Origin of the sequence: Promicromonospora sp. AC04 (genome assembly GCF_003058225.1) — a bacterium.
Taxonomy (GTDB): Bacteria; Actinomycetota; Actinomycetes; order Actinomycetales; family Cellulomonadaceae; genus Promicromonospora.
In genome coordinates, this window is the sequence record NZ_QBUG01000005.1 from 248618 (window position 1) to 264956 (window position 16339).

15 protein-coding genes and 1 tRNA gene are annotated in these 16339 nt (G+C 70.8%); 11 read left to right on the top strand and 5 right to left on the bottom strand.

What is annotated here, in order from left to right:
• Positions 1-41 precede the first annotated feature (41 nt).
• Positions 42-536: a MarR family winged helix-turn-helix transcriptional regulator gene (locus tag C8K30_RS15205; protein WP_108493744.1), complete on the bottom strand. Its 495-nt coding sequence runs from the start codon at positions 534-536 to the stop codon at positions 42-44.
• 112 nt (positions 537-648) lie between these two features.
• Between C8K30_RS15205 and C8K30_RS15210 the strand changes: the two genes are divergently transcribed.
• From C8K30_RS15210 to C8K30_RS15225, 4 genes are all read left to right on the top strand, one after another.
• Positions 649-1086: a DUF6069 family protein gene (locus C8K30_RS15210; RefSeq protein ID WP_108493745.1), complete on the top strand. Its 438-nt coding sequence runs from the start codon at positions 649-651 to the stop codon at positions 1084-1086.
• A gap of 103 nt (positions 1087-1189) precedes the next feature.
• Positions 1190-1813, top strand: a complete 624-nt coding sequence (locus tag C8K30_RS15215; protein WP_108493954.1) for a VOC family protein — start codon at positions 1190-1192, stop codon at positions 1811-1813.
• A gap of 217 nt (positions 1814-2030) precedes the next feature.
• Entirely contained in the window at positions 2031-3737 is a 1707-nt protein-coding gene (gene ilvD, locus C8K30_RS15220; protein ID WP_108493746.1) for a dihydroxy-acid dehydratase, read from the top strand.
• Positions 3738-3889: 152 nt separating this feature from the next.
• Positions 3890-4756: a cation-transporting ATPase gene (locus C8K30_RS15225; RefSeq protein WP_108493747.1), complete on the top strand. Its 867-nt coding sequence runs from the start codon at positions 3890-3892 to the stop codon at positions 4754-4756.
• Between the two features lie 321 nt (positions 4757-5077).
• Here C8K30_RS15225 and C8K30_RS15230 read toward each other — a convergent pair.
• From C8K30_RS15230 to C8K30_RS15240, 3 genes are all read right to left on the bottom strand, one after another.
• Positions 5078-5151 (bottom strand) — tRNA-Val (locus tag C8K30_RS15230).
• A 101-nt stretch (positions 5152-5252) separates the two neighbouring features.
• On the bottom strand, positions 5253-5747 hold the full coding sequence (locus C8K30_RS15235; RefSeq protein WP_165919629.1) for a peroxiredoxin: 495 nt from the start codon (positions 5745-5747) through the stop codon (positions 5253-5255).
• Between the two features lie 22 nt (positions 5748-5769).
• A complete protein-coding gene (locus C8K30_RS15240) occupies positions 5770-6177 on the bottom strand; it encodes a DUF3052 domain-containing protein (RefSeq protein ID WP_108493748.1) in 408 nt (135 codons plus the stop codon).
• A 439-nt stretch (positions 6178-6616) separates the two neighbouring features.
• Here C8K30_RS15240 and aceE point away from each other — a divergent pair, with 439 nt between their 5' ends.
• The gene (gene aceE, locus C8K30_RS15245; RefSeq protein WP_108493749.1) at positions 6617-9382 is read left to right on the top strand and encodes a pyruvate dehydrogenase (acetyl-transferring), homodimeric type; all 2766 of its coding nucleotides are present in this window, start codon (positions 6617-6619) and stop codon (positions 9380-9382) included.
• Positions 9383-9475: 93 nt separating this feature from the next.
• Here aceE and C8K30_RS15250 read toward each other — a convergent pair whose 3' ends face one another.
• A complete protein-coding gene (locus tag C8K30_RS15250; RefSeq protein ID WP_108493750.1) occupies positions 9476-10156 on the bottom strand; it encodes a hypothetical protein in 681 nt (226 codons plus the stop codon).
• 348 nt (positions 10157-10504) lie between these two features.
• Between C8K30_RS15250 and C8K30_RS15255 the strand changes: the two genes are divergently transcribed.
• The 6 genes from C8K30_RS15255 (at position 10505) to def (ending at position 16196) form a co-directional block, all read left to right on the top strand.
• The gene (locus C8K30_RS15255) at positions 10505-11638 is read left to right on the top strand and encodes a CdaR family transcriptional regulator (RefSeq protein WP_233257212.1); all 1134 of its coding nucleotides are present in this window, start codon (positions 10505-10507) and stop codon (positions 11636-11638) included.
• Positions 11639-11768: 130 nt separating this feature from the next.
• Positions 11769-12755, top strand: coding sequence for an ACP S-malonyltransferase (locus C8K30_RS15260; protein WP_108493752.1), 987 nt, complete (start codon positions 11769-11771; stop codon positions 12753-12755).
• Positions 12752-13753, top strand: a complete 1002-nt coding sequence (locus tag C8K30_RS15265; RefSeq protein WP_108493753.1) for a beta-ketoacyl-ACP synthase III — start codon at positions 12752-12754, stop codon at positions 13751-13753. Before C8K30_RS15260 ends, C8K30_RS15265 begins: the two co-directional genes overlap by 4 nt.
• A 145-nt stretch (positions 13754-13898) precedes the next feature.
• Positions 13899-14147 carry an acyl carrier protein gene (locus C8K30_RS15270; RefSeq protein WP_108493754.1) on the top strand — a complete coding sequence of 83 codons (249 nt, stop codon included), beginning with the start codon at positions 13899-13901 and terminating at the stop codon, positions 14145-14147.
• A 129-nt stretch (positions 14148-14276) separates the two neighbouring features.
• On the top strand, positions 14277-15521 hold the full coding sequence (fabF, locus tag C8K30_RS15275) for a beta-ketoacyl-ACP synthase II (protein ID WP_108493755.1): 1245 nt from the start codon (positions 14277-14279) through the stop codon (positions 15519-15521).
• Positions 15522-15710: 189 nt separating this feature from the next.
• Entirely contained in the window at positions 15711-16196 is a 486-nt protein-coding gene (gene def / locus C8K30_RS15280) for a peptide deformylase (protein WP_108493756.1), read from the top strand.
• Positions 16197-16339: the final 143 nt, after the last annotated feature.

A 16339-nucleotide genomic window follows, 5' to 3' on the forward strand; every position in this document is an offset into this window, starting at 1 on the left:
CGCGGCCGGGCACCTCGTGGCGGGGACGGACCACGCGGCCATCAGCGAGCGGTCGCGCTCCGGGTCTTCTGCGGCCGCGATTCGCCGCACGCGGGATGGGGCCCCGCGTCGTCGCCGACACGGGCCAGCAAGCCGGACAGGAGGTCGCGGAGCTGCACACGCTCCTCGGCACCGAGAGCGAAGAAGGCCTCGGCGTGGGCGTACCCCCGGGAGCGCAGCAGGTTGCGCTTGCGCTTCCCCTCGGGGGTGAGGACCACCTGCTTCACCCGGCGGTCCGCCGGGTCGGACTGCCGGACGACGAGGCCGCGGCGTTCCAGCCCGTCCACGATGCCGGTCACGTTCGACGGCTCGCACGAGAGCGAGTCGGCGATGGCCCGCATCGGCATCGGCTCGACGAGGTTGACCAGCAGCAGCGCCTGAGCGTGCGGCAGCCCGTTCTCCGCCCCCGCCGCGTTGAAGTCGGCGCCGAGGTGCCCGGCCGCACCGAAGACGAGGCGGATCAGCTCCTCGACGATCGGATCGGCTTGCGCGTTCATGGGCCCACCCTACCTCCTGCTTCAGGACCTGAATTGTTCAGGTGGTCAAGCATCTGCTACGTTCCGGAGAAGCTTCAGCACCTGAACAATCCACACCTCGAAGGAGATCGTCATGACCGATCAGCAGAACATGACCCGCGCCCCGGGACGGCTCCGCTCCCGCGCACTTGCGGTGGTCGCCTCGGTCGCGGCCGCCGTCGTCGTCTGGGTGGTCGGCGAGCCGCTGCTCGGCAACGACCTGGTCGTCGAGCAGCCCGGTCAGGCTCCGCTCGACCTCGGCCTGGCCGCGTTCATCACCATCACGCTCGGCGCCTCCCTCGCGGGCTGGGCCGTGCTCGCCCTCCTGGAGCGGATCACGCAGTACGGCCCGCGCATCTGGGCGGGGCTCGCGATCGCCGTCATCGTGGTGTCGTACCTGCCGTTCCTGTCGGCCGAGATGTCGACGGGGTCAGCTGTGGTGCTCGGCCTCGTTCACCTGGCCGTCGGCGCCGTCCTGATCCCCCTGCTCCTGCGGACCACGCGCGCGAGCAACGCGGGCAACGAGCCCTGAGGACCCCGCGCAGAGGGCGACGCGCCGGAGCTACGGGCCGCTGCGATCGAGTCGGTCAGGAATCGAGAAGCGCGCCGTGCCGCGCGAACCTAGCGTGATGGCCATGGCAAACATCGACTCCGTCACCCTCGAGGTGGCCGGCCTCAGCACCGCACGTACCTTCTACGACGCCGCCTTCGACCTGGGCGACCGGCTCCACCTCCGCGCCACCGACGCACCCACCAGCGGGTTCCGCGGCTTCCACCTGTCCCTCATCTCCTCCCAGCCGGGCGACGTCAACGCCCTGTTCGACGCCGCGGTCGCGGCGGGGGCCACAGTTCTCAAGCCCGTGTCCAAGTCCATGTGGGGCCACGGCGGCGTGGTCCGGGCACCCGACGGCGCCATCTGGAAGCTCGCGACGTCCGCCAAGAAGGACTCCGCTCCCGTCTCCCGGAAGGTCGACGAGATCGTGCTCCTGATCGGGGCGGACGACGTGTCGGCGAGCAAGAAGTTCTACGTCGCGCACGGGCTGACCGTGGGCAAGAGCTTCGGGTCGTACGTCGACTTCAAGATGGGGTCCAGCCCGATCGGGTTCGGCCTCTACAAGCGTGCCGCGCTGGCCAAGGACGGCGGGGTGCCGCCGGAGGGAACGGGCTCGCACCGGATCGCGGTGAACAGCGACCTCGGGGAGTTCACGGACCCGGACGGGTTCGCCTGGGAGCCGGCCCTGGTGAGCCGCCAGGGCTGACCCGGCCGCCCATGAGGTCAGGCTTGCGGCTTACCGGCCAGTCTGCCTGGCCGTCTCTCGGTCCCTGCATGCCAGGGACACGCAGGCCAGGCACAATGCAGGGTGCACCGGGGTGCGTGCTGACCGCTGCGGCCCGAGTCGGTCTCGGCTCGCCGGAGGACCGCGCCCCGGTCACCACGTCGCAGTGTGCGGTCGTGGCCGGACCAAGGAGGATCCCATGATCAGCGCCGAGAACCCGGTCGACGTCAAGCCCCGCTCCCGCCAGGTGACCGATGGCCTGGAGGCCACCGCGTCCCGCGGGATGCTCCGCGCCGTCGGGCTGGGCGACGACGACTTCGCCAAGCCCCAGATCGGCGTCGCGAGCTCGTGGAACGAGATCACGCCCTGCAACCTCTCCCTCGAGAGGCTGGCGAAGGCGACCAAGGAGGGGGTGCACGCCGCGGGCGGCTATCCGCTGGAGTTCGGCACCATCTCCGTCTCGGACGGCATCTCCATGGGCCACGAGGGCATGCACTTCTCGCTCGTGTCCCGCGACGTCATCGCCGACTCGGTCGAGACGGTCATGCAGGCCGAGCGGCTGGACGGATCGGTGCTGCTGGCCGGGTGCGACAAGTCGCTGCCGGGCATGCTGATGGCGGCCGCGCGCCTGGACCTCTCCAGCGTGTTCCTCTACGCCGGCTCGATCATGCCGGGCTGGGTCAAGCTCGAGGACGGCACGGAGAAGCAGGTGACGATCATCGACGCCTTCGAGGCCGTCGGGGCGTGCGCGCGCGGGCTCATGAGCCAGGAGGACGTCGGCCGGATCGAGCGGGCGATCTGCCCGGGCGAGGGAGCGTGCGGCGGCATGTACACCGCCAACACGATGGCGTCGGCGGCCGAGGCGCTCGGCATGTCGCTGCCCGGTTCCGCAGCGCCGCCGTCGGCCGACCGCCGGCGCGACACGTGGGCGCACCGGTCGGGCGAGGCCGTGGTGAACCTGCTGCGCCAGGGCATCACCGCGCGCGACATCATGACCAAGGAGGCGTTCGAGAACGCGATAGCCGTCGTCATGGCGTTCGGCGGGTCCACGAACGCGGTGCTGCACCTGCTCGCCATCGCCTACGAGGCCGAGGTCGATCTCACGCTCGACGACTTCTCCCGCGTCGCCGACCGCGTGCCGCACCTGGGCAACCTCAAGCCCTTCGGGCAGTACGTGATGAACGACGTCGACCGGATCGGCGGCGTGCCGGTGGTGATGAAGGCGCTGCTGGACGCCGGGCTGCTGCACGGCGACGTCATGACCGTCACGGGCCGCACCATGGCGGAGAACCTCGCCGAGATCAGCCCGCCGGACCCCGACGGCAAGATCCTGCGCGCCATGGGCAACCCGATCCACAAGACCGGTGGCATCACCATCCTGAACGGGTCGCTCGCACCCGAGGGCGCCGTCGTGAAGTCGGCGGGTTTCGACTCCGACGTGTTCGAGGGGACCGCGCGCGTGTTCGAGCGGGAGCGGTCCGCGCTCGACGCCCTGGAGGACGGGACGATCCAGGCCGGCGACGTCGTGGTCATCCGCTACGAGGGCCCCAAGGGCGGGCCCGGCATGCGCGAGATGCTCGCCATCACCGGCGCCATCAAGGGCGCCGGCCTCGGCAAGGACGTCCTGCTCGTCACGGACGGCCGGTTCTCCGGCGGAACCACCGGCCTGTGCGTGGGCCACATCGCACCCGAGGCCGTCGACGCCGGGCCGATCGCGTTCGTGCGCGACGGCGACCGCATCCGGCTCGACGTGGCGGCCAAGACCCTCGACGTCCTCGTGGAGCCGGCCCAGCTGGAGGCGCGCAAGGAGGGCTGGGCGCCGCTCCCCCACCCGTACAAGCGCGGCGTGCTCGCCAAGTACTCGAAGCTGGTCCAGTCGGCGTCGAAGGGTGCGGTGCTGGAGTAGGTCGCCGCACTTCACGGCCGACGGCGCCCAGTGGCGCAACCACGAACGGGGGCCCTGCCCAGCCACTGGGTGAAACTCTCATCCCCCTCTCACACACTTCTCATGCTGGCCTGGAAGTGTGGTCCGCCAGACCGACGGAAGGAACGGACCGCATGTCCAAGCTCTCCAACATGATCGGCCTCGCCAAGAAGGTGCTCGACTCCCAGACCGGGCAGCAGCAACAGCAGGGGGCGCCGCAGGGCGGTGCAACGGGTCAGAAGTCCTGGCAGTCCACGCTCCAGGACGTGGCAGCCGCGGTGAGCGGGCGCAACCAGGCTCCGCAGGCGCCAGGCCAGACAACCCCCTACCAGGGCCGGCCGAGCGCACCTGCCTCGACCGACGCCGACCGCCAGGCCATCGCCCGCTATGACTACCTCATGCGCACCGCCGAACCGCACCAGATCGAGCAGATCCACGCCGAGTCCTTCGCCCGGCTGACGCCGGTGCAGCGCGAGGCAGTGCTGCGCCGCATGCAGACCGAGCTTCCGGCGCACGAGCAGCCTCGCTCGGCCGACGTCGCCGATCTGTCCCGGGCAGCGGCACGGACCGAGGCCCGCCAACCGGGCTCCATGCGTTCGGTGCTCGCGAAGGTCGGCACGGGCGGAGCCGTCGCGGGAGTCGCCGTGGGAGCGGTGGGCATCCTGGGCGCGGTCGCGGCCGGTGCTGCAGTGAGCAGCCTGGCCGGCCCGCTCCTGGAGAACGCAGCCAACCTCGGGGTCGACTTCGACGCGCTCGCGTCGAGCGTCGACGTCGAAGGGCTCACGTCGTCGGTCAGCGAGCTCGGCGCCGGCGCTCTGGACGAGGCCGCCGCAGGCGTCGGGGACCTCGGCACCGGCGCCCTCGATGAGGCTACCGCGGGGGTCGAAGACCTCGCCGGCTCGGCCGACGGTGCCGTGTCCGGGCTCGGGGACCAGGTCTCCGGGGCAGGCCAGTCGCTGTCGGACCTTGCCGAGGGATTCGACCCGCGCAACTTCTTCTGAGCCGCGCTGCCTGACCGAGGCTGACGTGCGACCGTCGTCCTCGGTCAGGCCCGACGTTGACCTGACGCGGTGCAGCAGCGCCGGGCCGAGATGTACCGGAACACGGTAGGCAAAGCACAATGACCGCCATGACCAGCGCGATCGACGGTGGGCCTTGGAACAGCCCGGCCGAGGCATGGATCGACCTCTACCCGGCAGGCTGACTCCCGGCGAGCTGCCTGACCAGCGCCGACGACACCCCAGGCGCCCGGCCGCAGTCGGCCCCGTCACAACGCAATGAGTCGGGACATCAATGAACGGTGTCCCGACTCATCACCAAGGTGGGCCCAGAGGGACTCGAACCCCCGACATCCACGGTGTAAGCGTGGCGCTCTAACCAACTGAGCTATGAGCCCTAGCAGCGGACCACAATACCTGGCCCAGACCCGAAATCAGGTCTGGTTTTCCGACCCGGCCTGCATCAGACCTGCCTGCGCCTGCGTCAGGCCTGCCCGCATCAGATCTCCGCGACCGCCAGGCGGTACTCCTCCAGGTCGCGCGCCTGGCCACGTGGATTGACCACGCACCAGCGGATGATCCCGTCGGCGTCGATCAGGAACGTCCCGCGCAGCGCGATCCCCGAGCCCTCGTCGAACACCCCGTAGGAGCGCGCAACCTCACCGTGCGGCCAGAAGTCGGACAGCAGGTCGAACTGGTAGCCCTCGGCGGCCTGCCAGGCCTTGAGCGTGAAGACCGCGTCGGTCGACAGCACCAGCAGCCGCACGCCCGCGGTCTCGAAGTCCTCGATGTTGTCCCGCAGCTCGCACAGCTCGCTAGTGCACGTGCCCGAGAAGGCGAACGGGACAAAGACCACGAGCACCGGCGCGCCCCGCAGGTCCGAGAGCGTGGTCGGGGTGCCGTGCGTGTCGGGGAGAGTGAAGTCGGGTGCGGGGTCACCCGGCTTCAGCGACACGACGGAAACGGTCGGCGCGGCGGCGGCAGACTCGGTCATGGTTTCTGTCTTGTCCGGCCGATCACTTACCGCGGCCCCGGTAGGCGAGCCGAGTCGCCGACCAGTCCTCGGCGATGGCGAAGGTGCTGGTGGTCTGCAGGCCCGCCGTGGTCGCGGCCTCCTGGATGTCGCCGTGGCCCACTTCGCCGTCGCGCCCGGGCTTGGGCGTGAAGATCCAGATGATGCCGCCGTCGTCCAGGACGGTCAGCACGTCGACGAGTGCGTCGGTGAGGTCGCCGTCGCCCTCCCGCCACCAGAGGATGACGCCGTCGGTCACGTCGCCGAAGTCCTCGTCCTCCAGCTCGCTGCCGATGATCTTTTCGATGTCGGCCCGGAGTGCTTCGTCGACGTCGTCGCCCCAGCCGAACTCCTGCACCACCTGGCCGGCCTCGAAACCGAGGCGCCCCGCGCCCTGGGTGTCCGTGCTCACTTGGTTGATCGTCCCTCTCTCTGTCCGGCACTGGCAGCCGGGTCGTGTGCTTCTACTGTCGGCCCACCATCGGGCCCTCCGTCGCCAAAGGTAGTGCACGCACCCCGGCCATGCCTCGCAACCAGGACGTGTGGTGCCTTTTTGATGATTCGATGAGACCTCGGCAACGCCCCGGTCATGCACTCAGTCTCAATATTGCGATACCCGGTATCAATACCGGTGCGAACCGACACAGACGTAACGCAGATCACGCACTCTTGACCGCCCTATGGTGTGGGCGGAGGCTGTGAGGGGACAGAATAGATAGGACCACCTGTGCGTGGGCGTGCACAGCCGCAACCCCAGCTGTGGTGACGCTACTGCCGACGCGACGGGTCCTGACGAGGCGGCGAGGAGCGCGAACCGCGACCGCGCCGCGCGACACCGAGAGAGGTTGCTGGTGGCTTCGTTTGACGAGACCGGACCGCTGATCAACGGTCTGCTCAGCGCCGTACCTGACATCGACCCGGCCGAGACCGAGGAATGGGTCGAGTCCTTCGACGGGCTGATCGACGACAAGGGCGGACCCCGCGCCCGGTACGTCATGCTCAACCTGCTGCGGCGGGCCCGGGAACGGAATGTGAGCATCCCAGCGTCGATGGCGACGCCCTACGTGAACACCATCGGGGTGCACGAGGAGCCGTACTTCCCCGGTGACGAGGCCATGGAGCGTCGCTACCGCTCGTGGATCCGCTGGAACGCGGCAGTCATGGTGACGCGCGCCCAGCGCGAGGGCCTCGGCGTCGGCGGCCACATCTCCTCGTACGCCTCCGTCGCGACGCTCTACGAGGTGGGCCTGAACCACTTCTTCCGCGGCAAGGACCACCCGGGCGGCGGCGACCAGATCTACTTCCAGGGCCACGCCTCCCCCGGCGTCTACGCCCGCGGGTACCTCGAGGGCCGCCTGACCGCGGACCAGCTCGACGGGTTCCGCCAGGAGAAGTCGCACGCGGGCGGCGGCCTGCCGTCGTACCCGCACCCGCGCCTCATGCAGGACTTCTGGGAGTTCCCGACCGTCAGCATGGGCCTCGGCCCGGCGTCGGCGATCTACCAGGCCTGGACCAACAAGTACCTGCACAACCGCGGGATCAAGGACACCAGCCAGCAGGACGTCTGGGCGTTCCTGGGCGACGGCGAGATGGACGAGCCGGAGAGCCGCGGCATGATCCAGCACGCCGCGCAGCAGCAGCTGGACAACCTGACGTTCGTCGTGAACTGCAACCTGCAGCGCCTCGACGGCCCGGTGCGCGGCAACGGCAAGATCGTCCAGGAGCTGGAGGCCCAGTTCAAGGGCGCCGGCTGGAACGTCATCAAGGTCGTCTGGGGCCGCGAGTGGGACGCCCTGCTCAACGCCGACAAGGACCGCGCGCTGGTCAACCTCATGAACGTCACCCCCGACGGTGACTACCAGACGTACCGCGCGGAGTCCGGCGCGTTCATCCGCGAGCACTTCTTCGGGCGCGACCCGCGCACGAAGGCGCTCGTCGAGAACATGACCGACGAAGACATCTGGAACATGAAGCGCGGCGGGCACGACTACCGCAAGCTCTACGCGGCGTACTCCGCTGCGCGGGCGCACACGGGCCCGCCGACCATCATCCTGGCGCACACCGTCAAGGGCTACGGCCTGGGTGCCGGCTTCGCCGGCCGCAACGCTACGCACCAGATGAAGAAGCTCAAGGGCGACGACCTCAAGACGCTGCGCGACTCCCTGCGCATTCCGATCTCGGACGCCGAGCTCGAGGCCAACCCGTACCTGCCGCCGTACTACCACCCGGGCCCCGACGCGCCGGAGATCCAGTACATGCTGGAGCGCCGCCGTCAGCTCGGCGGGTTCGTACCGGAGCGCCGCACCGCGGCGAGGACCGTCCTCCCGCTGCCGGAGGACAAGTCGTACGAGCTGCTGAAGAAGGGCTCCGGCACGCAGGAGATCGCCACGACCATGGCGTTCGTGCGGCTGCTCAAGGACCTCTTCAAGGCCAAGGACTTCGGCAACCGCATAGTGCCGATCATCCCGGACGAGGCCCGCACGTTCGGCCTCGACTCGATCTTCCCGAGCGCCAAGATCTTCAACACGCTCGGCCAGAACTACCTCGCCGTGGACCGCGAGCTCATGCTGAGCTACAAGGAGTCCGAGCAGGGCCAGATCATGCACACCGGCATCAACGAGGCCGGTTCCGCTGCCGCGTTCCAGGCGGTGGGCACGTCGTACGCGACGCACGGCGAGCCGATGATCCCGGTCTACATCTTCTACTCGATGTTCGGCTTCCAGCGCACGGGCGACCAGTTCTGGGCGGCCGGCGACCAGATGACGCGCGGCTTCATCATCGGCGCCACCGCGGGCCGCACCACGCTGACCGGCGAGGGCCTGCAGCACGCGGACGGACACTCGCCGCTCATCGCAGGCACCAACACCGCGATCGTGCAGTACGACCCGGCCTACGGGTACGAGATCCGGCACATCGTGCGCGACGGCATCGAGCGCATGTACGGGCCCGCCGAGAACGGCCGCACCCCGGACGGCCGCGAGCAGGACGTCATGTACTACCTCACGGTGTACAACGAGCCGATGGTCCAGCCGGTCGAGCCGGAGGACGTCGACGTCGAGGGCATCAAGCGCGGCATCCACCGCATCTCGGTCTCGGACGCCGACGGCCCCAAGGCCCAGCTCCTCGCCTCCGGCGTCGGCGTGCCGTGGGCGCTCGAGGCGCAGCAGCTCCTCAAGGAGGACTGGGGCGTCTCGGCCGACGTCTGGTCCGTGACGAGCTGGAACGAGCTGCGCCGCGACGCCCTCGCCGCCGAGCACGACGCGCTGGTCGACCCGTCGGCGCCGCTGCGCACCCCGTACGTCACGGAGAAGCTGTCCGGCGCCCAGGGGCCGTTCGTCGCCACCAGCGACTACGACCACCTGGTGCCCGACCAGATTCGCGCGTGGGTGCCCGGCGACTACGCGGTGCTCGGCGCGGACGGCTTCGGCTTCTCCGACACCCGGGCCGCCGCACGGCGCTACTTCCTCATCGACGGCCCGTCGATGGTGGTCCGGACGCTGCAGGTCCTCGCCCGCCGTGGCGAGGTCCCGGCCGACGTCGTCTCGAAGGCCGTCGAGAAGTACAGCCTGCTCGACGTCACCGCCGGCACGTCCGGCAACGCGGGCGGCGAGAGCTGACCCTTTCGCCGAGATAGAACCCTGGCGAAACAGAACTGCAGCGCACCGGCGATCGGTGCGCTGCAGTTCTGTCTCGCCAGGGTTCTATCTCGGTTAGGACTGCTCGGTCGCCGCTATCGCCTTCGCCAGCTCTTCCCGCAGCGGCTTGACCGCCTTCGTGTCGGGGTGCATCTCCAGGGCCCGCAGGTGCTGCTTGGCCTCGAACACCCGGTCGGCCTCGAGCGCGGCCAGCACCAGGTGCTTGCCGACGATCGGCGAGTGCTCCCGCACCCGCCAGTGCCCGACCCCCAGGCCCAAGGCCTCCACGGGCATCCCCGCGTCGCGCAGGATGGCGAGCCCCTCGGCCAGGGCGTTGCCATCGGGGTCCCGCTCGGCCGCGGTGGTGAGCCGCCGGACGGCGCCCTCCGGGTCGTCGGCCAGCGACAGCCGGCCCAGCTCGATCAGCGGGTACCAGCCCCGCGGGTGCCCGGCGAGCTCCTCGGCGAGGGCCCAGACAGCGAGGTCGGCGTCCTGCTGCTTCGACTCGGGGATCTCGTCGGAGTCCCGGAGCGGGTCCTCCAGCGTCGGGTCCTCGGCGGCCCGACGGCGGACTATCTCCGCCAGGGCGCCGAACGCCTCCTCGTTGTTCGGATCGTCGGTCAGCTGAGCGCGCAGCGCGTCCTCGTGTCCCGCGTCCCCTCGTCGGGGCGCCGACGGCGACGGACGGCGAGCACCGACCGTGGACGCAGACAGGGGCCGACGGATGAGGCGGCGGAGCCGTTGCATCAGGGCCATACCTCGACCCTACAGTTTTCCGCCAAGCCGCACTGGGCTGAGGCTGTCGCGAAAGTCCGTTTGTGGACTCCCCACAACTCGGGCTCGTATGCTGCCGGAGTGCCAGCAACGCGACGGGCCGCTCGAGCCAGCGCCCACGAGACCGACCGGGGGGCCGGGCAAGCAACCGACCACAGCAAGAGCCAGGACACCGGTCGGGCGGCGGGCCCCGCCGCTGGCATGAGCAAGGACACGGGCAAGAGCACCGGCAAGAGCGCCACCAAGGCCACGACCAGCAAGGACAGCTCCCCGCCCGAGAAGAACCCCGAGGCGACACCCGATCCGGCCGCGGAGCCCGTCGGCTTCCCCATGAACCTCCAGCGGGTCCGCGAGGCCAGCGGCCTCCTGACCGCCGCCGCGATGCGCCGCCTCGACGAGGACCTCAACTGGTACCGCGAGCTGCCCGCGGAGGACCGCTCGTACGTGGGCCTCGTCGCCCAGGCCGGCATCAACGCGTTCACCTCCTGGTTCACCGACCCCGACCGGCCGCCGCACGGCGTCAGCGAGATCTTCGCCGCGGCGCCCACCGAGCTGACCCGCTCCATCTCGCTGCAGCACACCCTGCAGCTCGTGCGCGTGGTGGTCGACGTCGTCGAGACGCACTCCGACCGGATCGCCGCCCCCGGCGGCGAGCGCGACCTGCGCGAGGCGGTGCTGCGCTACTCCCGCGAGGTCGCGTTCTCCGCGGCCGAGGTCTATGCCCGCGCCGCCGAGTGGCGCGGCGCGTGGGACGCGCGGCTCGAAGCTCTGGTCGTCGACGCCCTCGTCCGCGGCGACGGCGACGACTCCCTCCGCTCGCGCATCTCGGCGCTGGGCTGGAGCGGCCGCGGCAACGCGCTCGTCGTCGTGGGGCTCGCGACCGAGGAGCTCGACGAGATCCGCACCGCCGAGATCCGCCGGGTCGCCCGGCGTGCGGCGGGCGACGCCCTCGTCGGGATCCACGGTGACCGCCTCGTGCTCGTGCTCGGCGGCGAGGGCGACCTCGTGGCCGCCGCCACGTCGCTCCTGTCCCGCTTCGGCACCGGTCCGGTGGTCATCGGCACCCAGGTGCCGAGCCTGACCGACGCCGCCCGGTCGGCCCGGTCCGCGCTCGCCGGCCTCACGGCGGCCCCGGCGTGGCCGCAGGCGCCCCGCCCGGTCATGGCGGACGACCTCCTGCCCGAACGCGTCCTGACCGGCGACTACACGGCCCGCGCCACGCTGATCGCCCAGGCGTTCACCCCGCTGCAGGACGCCGGTGGCGCCGTGCTGGAGACCCTCTCGGCGTACCTCGGCACCGGCCGCTCCCTGGAGGCCGCAGCGCGCCATCTGTACGTTCACCCCAACACGGTGCGCTACCGCCTCCGCAAGGTCTCGGAGATCACCGGCTGGGACCCGCTCGACGCCCGCGAGTCGTTCGTGCTGCAGGTGGCGCTGGCGCTGGGCCAGCTCGGCCGGGGCTGAGCCGGCCGGCCAGCGGAGTCACTAGCTCTTGCCCGAGGTCAGCGCCTTGTAGGTTCCCGACAATGGCCCTCTGTCAGGTTGGTACAGGTCGCGACGTCCGGGAAGCAGCCCGGGTTGGCAGAGTGGACGCGTGCTCGCCGTCGTCTGCCCTGGACAGGGCTCTCAGACCCCCGGGATGCTCAGCGACTGGCTCGAGCTGCCCGGTACCGAACAACGCCTCGCAGCAGCATCCGAGGCCTCGAACCTGGACCTGGTGGCGCACGGCACGACGTCGGACGCGGACACGATCCGCGACACCGCCGTGGCCCAGCCGCTGATCGTCACCACCTCGCTGCTCGCGTTCCGCATCCTGCTGGACGGGCGTGCGGCCGCGGACGTCGTGGACGTCACCGCAGGCCACTCCGTCGGCGAGCTGTCGGCAGCCGCTGTGGCGGGCGCCCTGTCCGACGACGGCGCGGCCGGCCTGGTCGCACGCCGCGCCCGGGCGATGGCCACCGCCGCTGCGGCAGCGCCGTCGGGCATGAGCGCCGTCGTGGGCGGCGACCCCGACGAGGTGCTCGCCGCGATCGAGGCCGCGGGCCTGTGGCCCGCGAACGTGAACGGCGCCGGCCAGACGGTCGCCGCCGGCGCGCTGGAGAACCTCGCCAAGCTGGCCGAGAACCCGCCGACCCGCGCCCGCGTGATCCCCCTGCAGGTCGCCGGCGCGTTCCACACCCCGTACATGGACGCGGCGCGCGCGGAGTTCGAGCCGGTGGCCCTCGGCTGGGACGCCACCGACCCGACGCTGCCCTTCCTCGCCGACCTGGACGGGACCGCCTACACCGGCGGCGCCCACGGTCACGGGACCGGCGCCGACGTGCTGCGCAACATCGCGGGCCAGGTCACGGCCCCGGTGCGCTGGGACCTGATCATGACGAACCTCGCCGAGCGCGGCGTCACCGGCCTGCTGGAGCTCGCCCCCGGCGGCGTCCTGACCGGCCTCGCGAAGCGCGGCCTCAAGGGCGTCGAGACGGTGGCGGTCAAGTCGCCCGCCGACCTCGACGCGGCCCGCGAGCTGATCGCGGCACACAGCAACGCCCTTTCCAGCGGCACGAGCGCGACCGGAGCAGCCCAGTGACCACCCTGCAGCAGGCCCAGCCCACGCAGTTCTCGCGGATCCTCGCGATCGGCGCGGAGCGCGGCGAGCTCGTCGTCACGAACGACGACATCGCGGGCCCCATCGACTCCTCGGACGAGTGGATCCGCCAGCGCACCGGCATCATCACGCGCCGTCGGGCCGCCGACGGCACGGACGTGCTCGACCTGGCCGAGGCCGCCGCGAACAAGGCGCTCGACGCCGCGGGCCTCGCCGGCGCGGACATCGACGCGGTGATCATCTCGACGATCACGCACATGCACATGACGCCGTCGGCCGCCGCGATCCTGGCCGACCGCATCGGCGCGACGCCCGCGGCCGCCTACGACGTGTCGGCGGCCTGCGCCGGCTACGCGTACGGCATCGGCCAGGCGGACGCCCTGGTCCGGGCCGGGCTGGCCCGGCACGTGCTGGTGATCGGCGCCGAGAAGCTCAGCGAGATCATCGACCCGACCGACCGCTCCATCTCCTTCCTGCTGGGCGACGGCGCGGGCGCCGCGATCGTCGGCCCCTCGGACACGCCGGGCATCGGCCCGACGGTGTGGGGCTCGGACGGCTCCAAGGCCACCGCGATCCGCCAGACACACTCGTGGACCGAGCTGCGCGAGGACCCCTCGCTGGGCTGGCCCACGCTGCGCCAGGACGGCCCCACGGTGTTCAAGTGGGCGAGCTTCCAGATGGCGCCCATCGCCGAGAAGGCGATGGCCGAGGCGGGCGTGACGGCCGAGGACATCAAGGTCTTCATCCCGCACCAGGCCAACATGCGGATCATCGACCAGATGAAGAAGCAGCTCGGTCTGCCGGATACCGTGGTGATAGCGCGCGACATCGCCGAGACGGGCAACACGTCCGCCGCGTCGATCCCACTGGCCGCCGAGCGGCTCCTGTCCGATGGACAGGCCAAGTCCGGCGACCTCGCCCTCCAGATCGGGTTCGGCGCAGGCCTCGTCTACGCCGCGCAGGTAGTGGTGCTCCCGTAGCCGGGTGGGCCGGGCGGGCAGGGCAGGAGAGGGTCGCCAGCCGTGGTCCGTCGTGCATTTCGGTCTCCGGATGCGCCAAGATCTGACCAGCAAGACACCGGTGCCCGATGGCGCCGGTGACCGATACGAAAGATAAGGAAGTCCCATGGCCAACACGGACCAGGAGATCCTCGAGGGCCTCGCCGAGATCGTCGCCGAGGAGACGGGCCTCGACACGGCCGACGTCCTGCTGGAGAAGTCCTTCACGGACGACCTCGACATCGACTCCCTGTCGATGATGACCATCGTCACGCACGCCGAGGACAAGTTCGGGGTTCGCATCCCGGACGAGGAGGTCAAGAACCTCGCAACCGTCGGCGACGCCGTGAGCTTCATCAAGGGCGCTCAGGCCTGAGCCGCCCCCGACGGCGGGCGCGTGGCCCAGCTCGATCCACGGGCCCGCGCCGCCGTCGGGCACACGCTGCCAACAGGCAGCACTATTAGCACCTGCCCCCTTCGTCCCATCACTCTCGGGAGCATCACCATGACCTCCACACGCGAAGTCGTCGTCACCGGCCTCGGCGCCACCACCCCGCTGGGCGGGGACGTGGCGTCCACGTGGGAGGCCGCGCTCGCAGGCGCGTCCGGAGCGCGCACCCTCGAGAACGACTGGGCGGAGAAGTACGGCCTGCCCGTGACCTTCGCCGCCACCATCAAGGTGGACCCGGCCGAGGTCCTCTCCCGCCCCGAGACCAAGCGGATGGACCCGTCCGCGCAGTACGCGATAGTCGCGGCGCGCGAGGCCTGGGCCGACGCAGGCAGCCCCGAGGTCGACGGCGACCGGCTCGGCGCCGTGGTGTCGTCGGGCATTGGCGGGATCCAGACCATCCTGGACGGCTGGGACACGCTCCGGGAGCGCGGCGCGCGGCGCATGCTGCCCATGACCGTCCCGATGCTGATGCCGAACTCGCCGTCCGCCTACGTGTCCCTCGAGTTCGGCGCTCGCGCCGGCACGCACGCCCTCGTGTCGGCGTGCGCCTCCGGCGCCGAGGCCGTCGGCTACGCCGTCGAGATGATCCGCTCCGGCCGGGCCGACGTCGTCGTCGCCGGCGGCACCGAGGCCGCCATCCACCCCATGCCGCTCGGCGCATTCGCTGCGTCCCGAACGCTGTCGCTGCGCAACGACGACCCGCAGGCCGCCTCCCGCCCGTACGACGTCGACCGCGACGGCTTCGTCCTCGGCGAGGGTGCGGCGGTCCTGGTGCTGGAGAGCGCCGAGCACGCCGCGGCCCGCGGCGCCCGCGTCTACGCGAAGGTCGGCGGCGTCGGCCTGTCGTCGGACGCGTACCACATCACCTCCCCCGACCCCGAGGGCACGGGCCAGGTGGCCGCCATGCGGTTCGCGATCGAGGACGCCGGGGTGACCGCCGCCGACATCGTGCACGTCAACGCGCACGCCACGTCCACCAAGGTGGGCGACCTCACCGAGACGCGCTCGATCCGGACCCTCCTGGGGGCCGACGCCGACCACGTGCTGCTCTCGGCGACCAAGTCGATGACGGGCCACCTGCTGGGCGGCGCCGGCGCCATCGAGTCGCTGTTCGCGGTCAAGGCGGTCGCCGAGCGCCTCGCCCCGCCCACGATCAACGTGGACAACCCGGACCCCGAGCTGCAGGTGCCGCTCGTGCGCAACGAGCCCGCGAAGCTGCCGGGCGGCGACGTCGCGGCGATCAACAACTCGTTCGGCTTCGGCGGACACAACGTCGCCCTGGTGATCCAGAACGCCTGATCCCGGCCACCGCCGTCGGGCGGACGCACGTGTCGTCAGACGCTCAGGTCACCGCGGGTGACCTGAGCGTCTGACCCGTTTACCGCCGCGGTCGCCGGTCGAGCCGGTCGGGGCCCATGGCCGGGCCAGTACCACTGCGTGGGCCTGTCGTGCCCACGCCCCCTCCTTCTGACATGGGAGAATGTCCGCATGGCAATGCGTGAGATCCGTGTAGTTCCCGACCCCGTGCTGCGCACCCCGTGCGACACCGTGACGACGATCGACGACCGCGTCCGCGGCCTGGTCGCGGACCTGGTCGAGACGGTCGACGACGAGGGGCGCGCCGGGCTGGCCGCCAACCAGATCGGCGTCTCCCTGCGGGCCTTCTCGTGGAACATCGAAGGCGACATCGGCTACGTGATAAACCCGCGCATCGTCGAGCTGGGCGAGGAGCAGCAGGACGGCGGCGAGGGCTGCCTGTCCGTGCCGGGACTCTGGTACCCGACCGTGCGCGCGAACTACGCGAGGGTCGAGGGCATCAACCTCGAAGGCGAGCCGATCACCGTGGAGGGCACCGGGATCATGGCCCGCTGCCTCCAGCACGAGTGCGATCACCTCGACGGCATGGTCTACCTCGACCGGCTCCAGAAGGAGACGCGGCGCGCGGCGATGCGGGAGCTTCGCGCGCGCCTGTGAGGCCCGATGTGCGTTTTTCGTACATAGCGTGCATGTGGGATGAATCTTCAGAAGATCTCCGGCAGCACTAGTGGCCGTATGCCCTTTTAGGCAAGAATGTGCCGAACGAACTCGTCGTACGAAGTGATTCTTTCGACGGCATG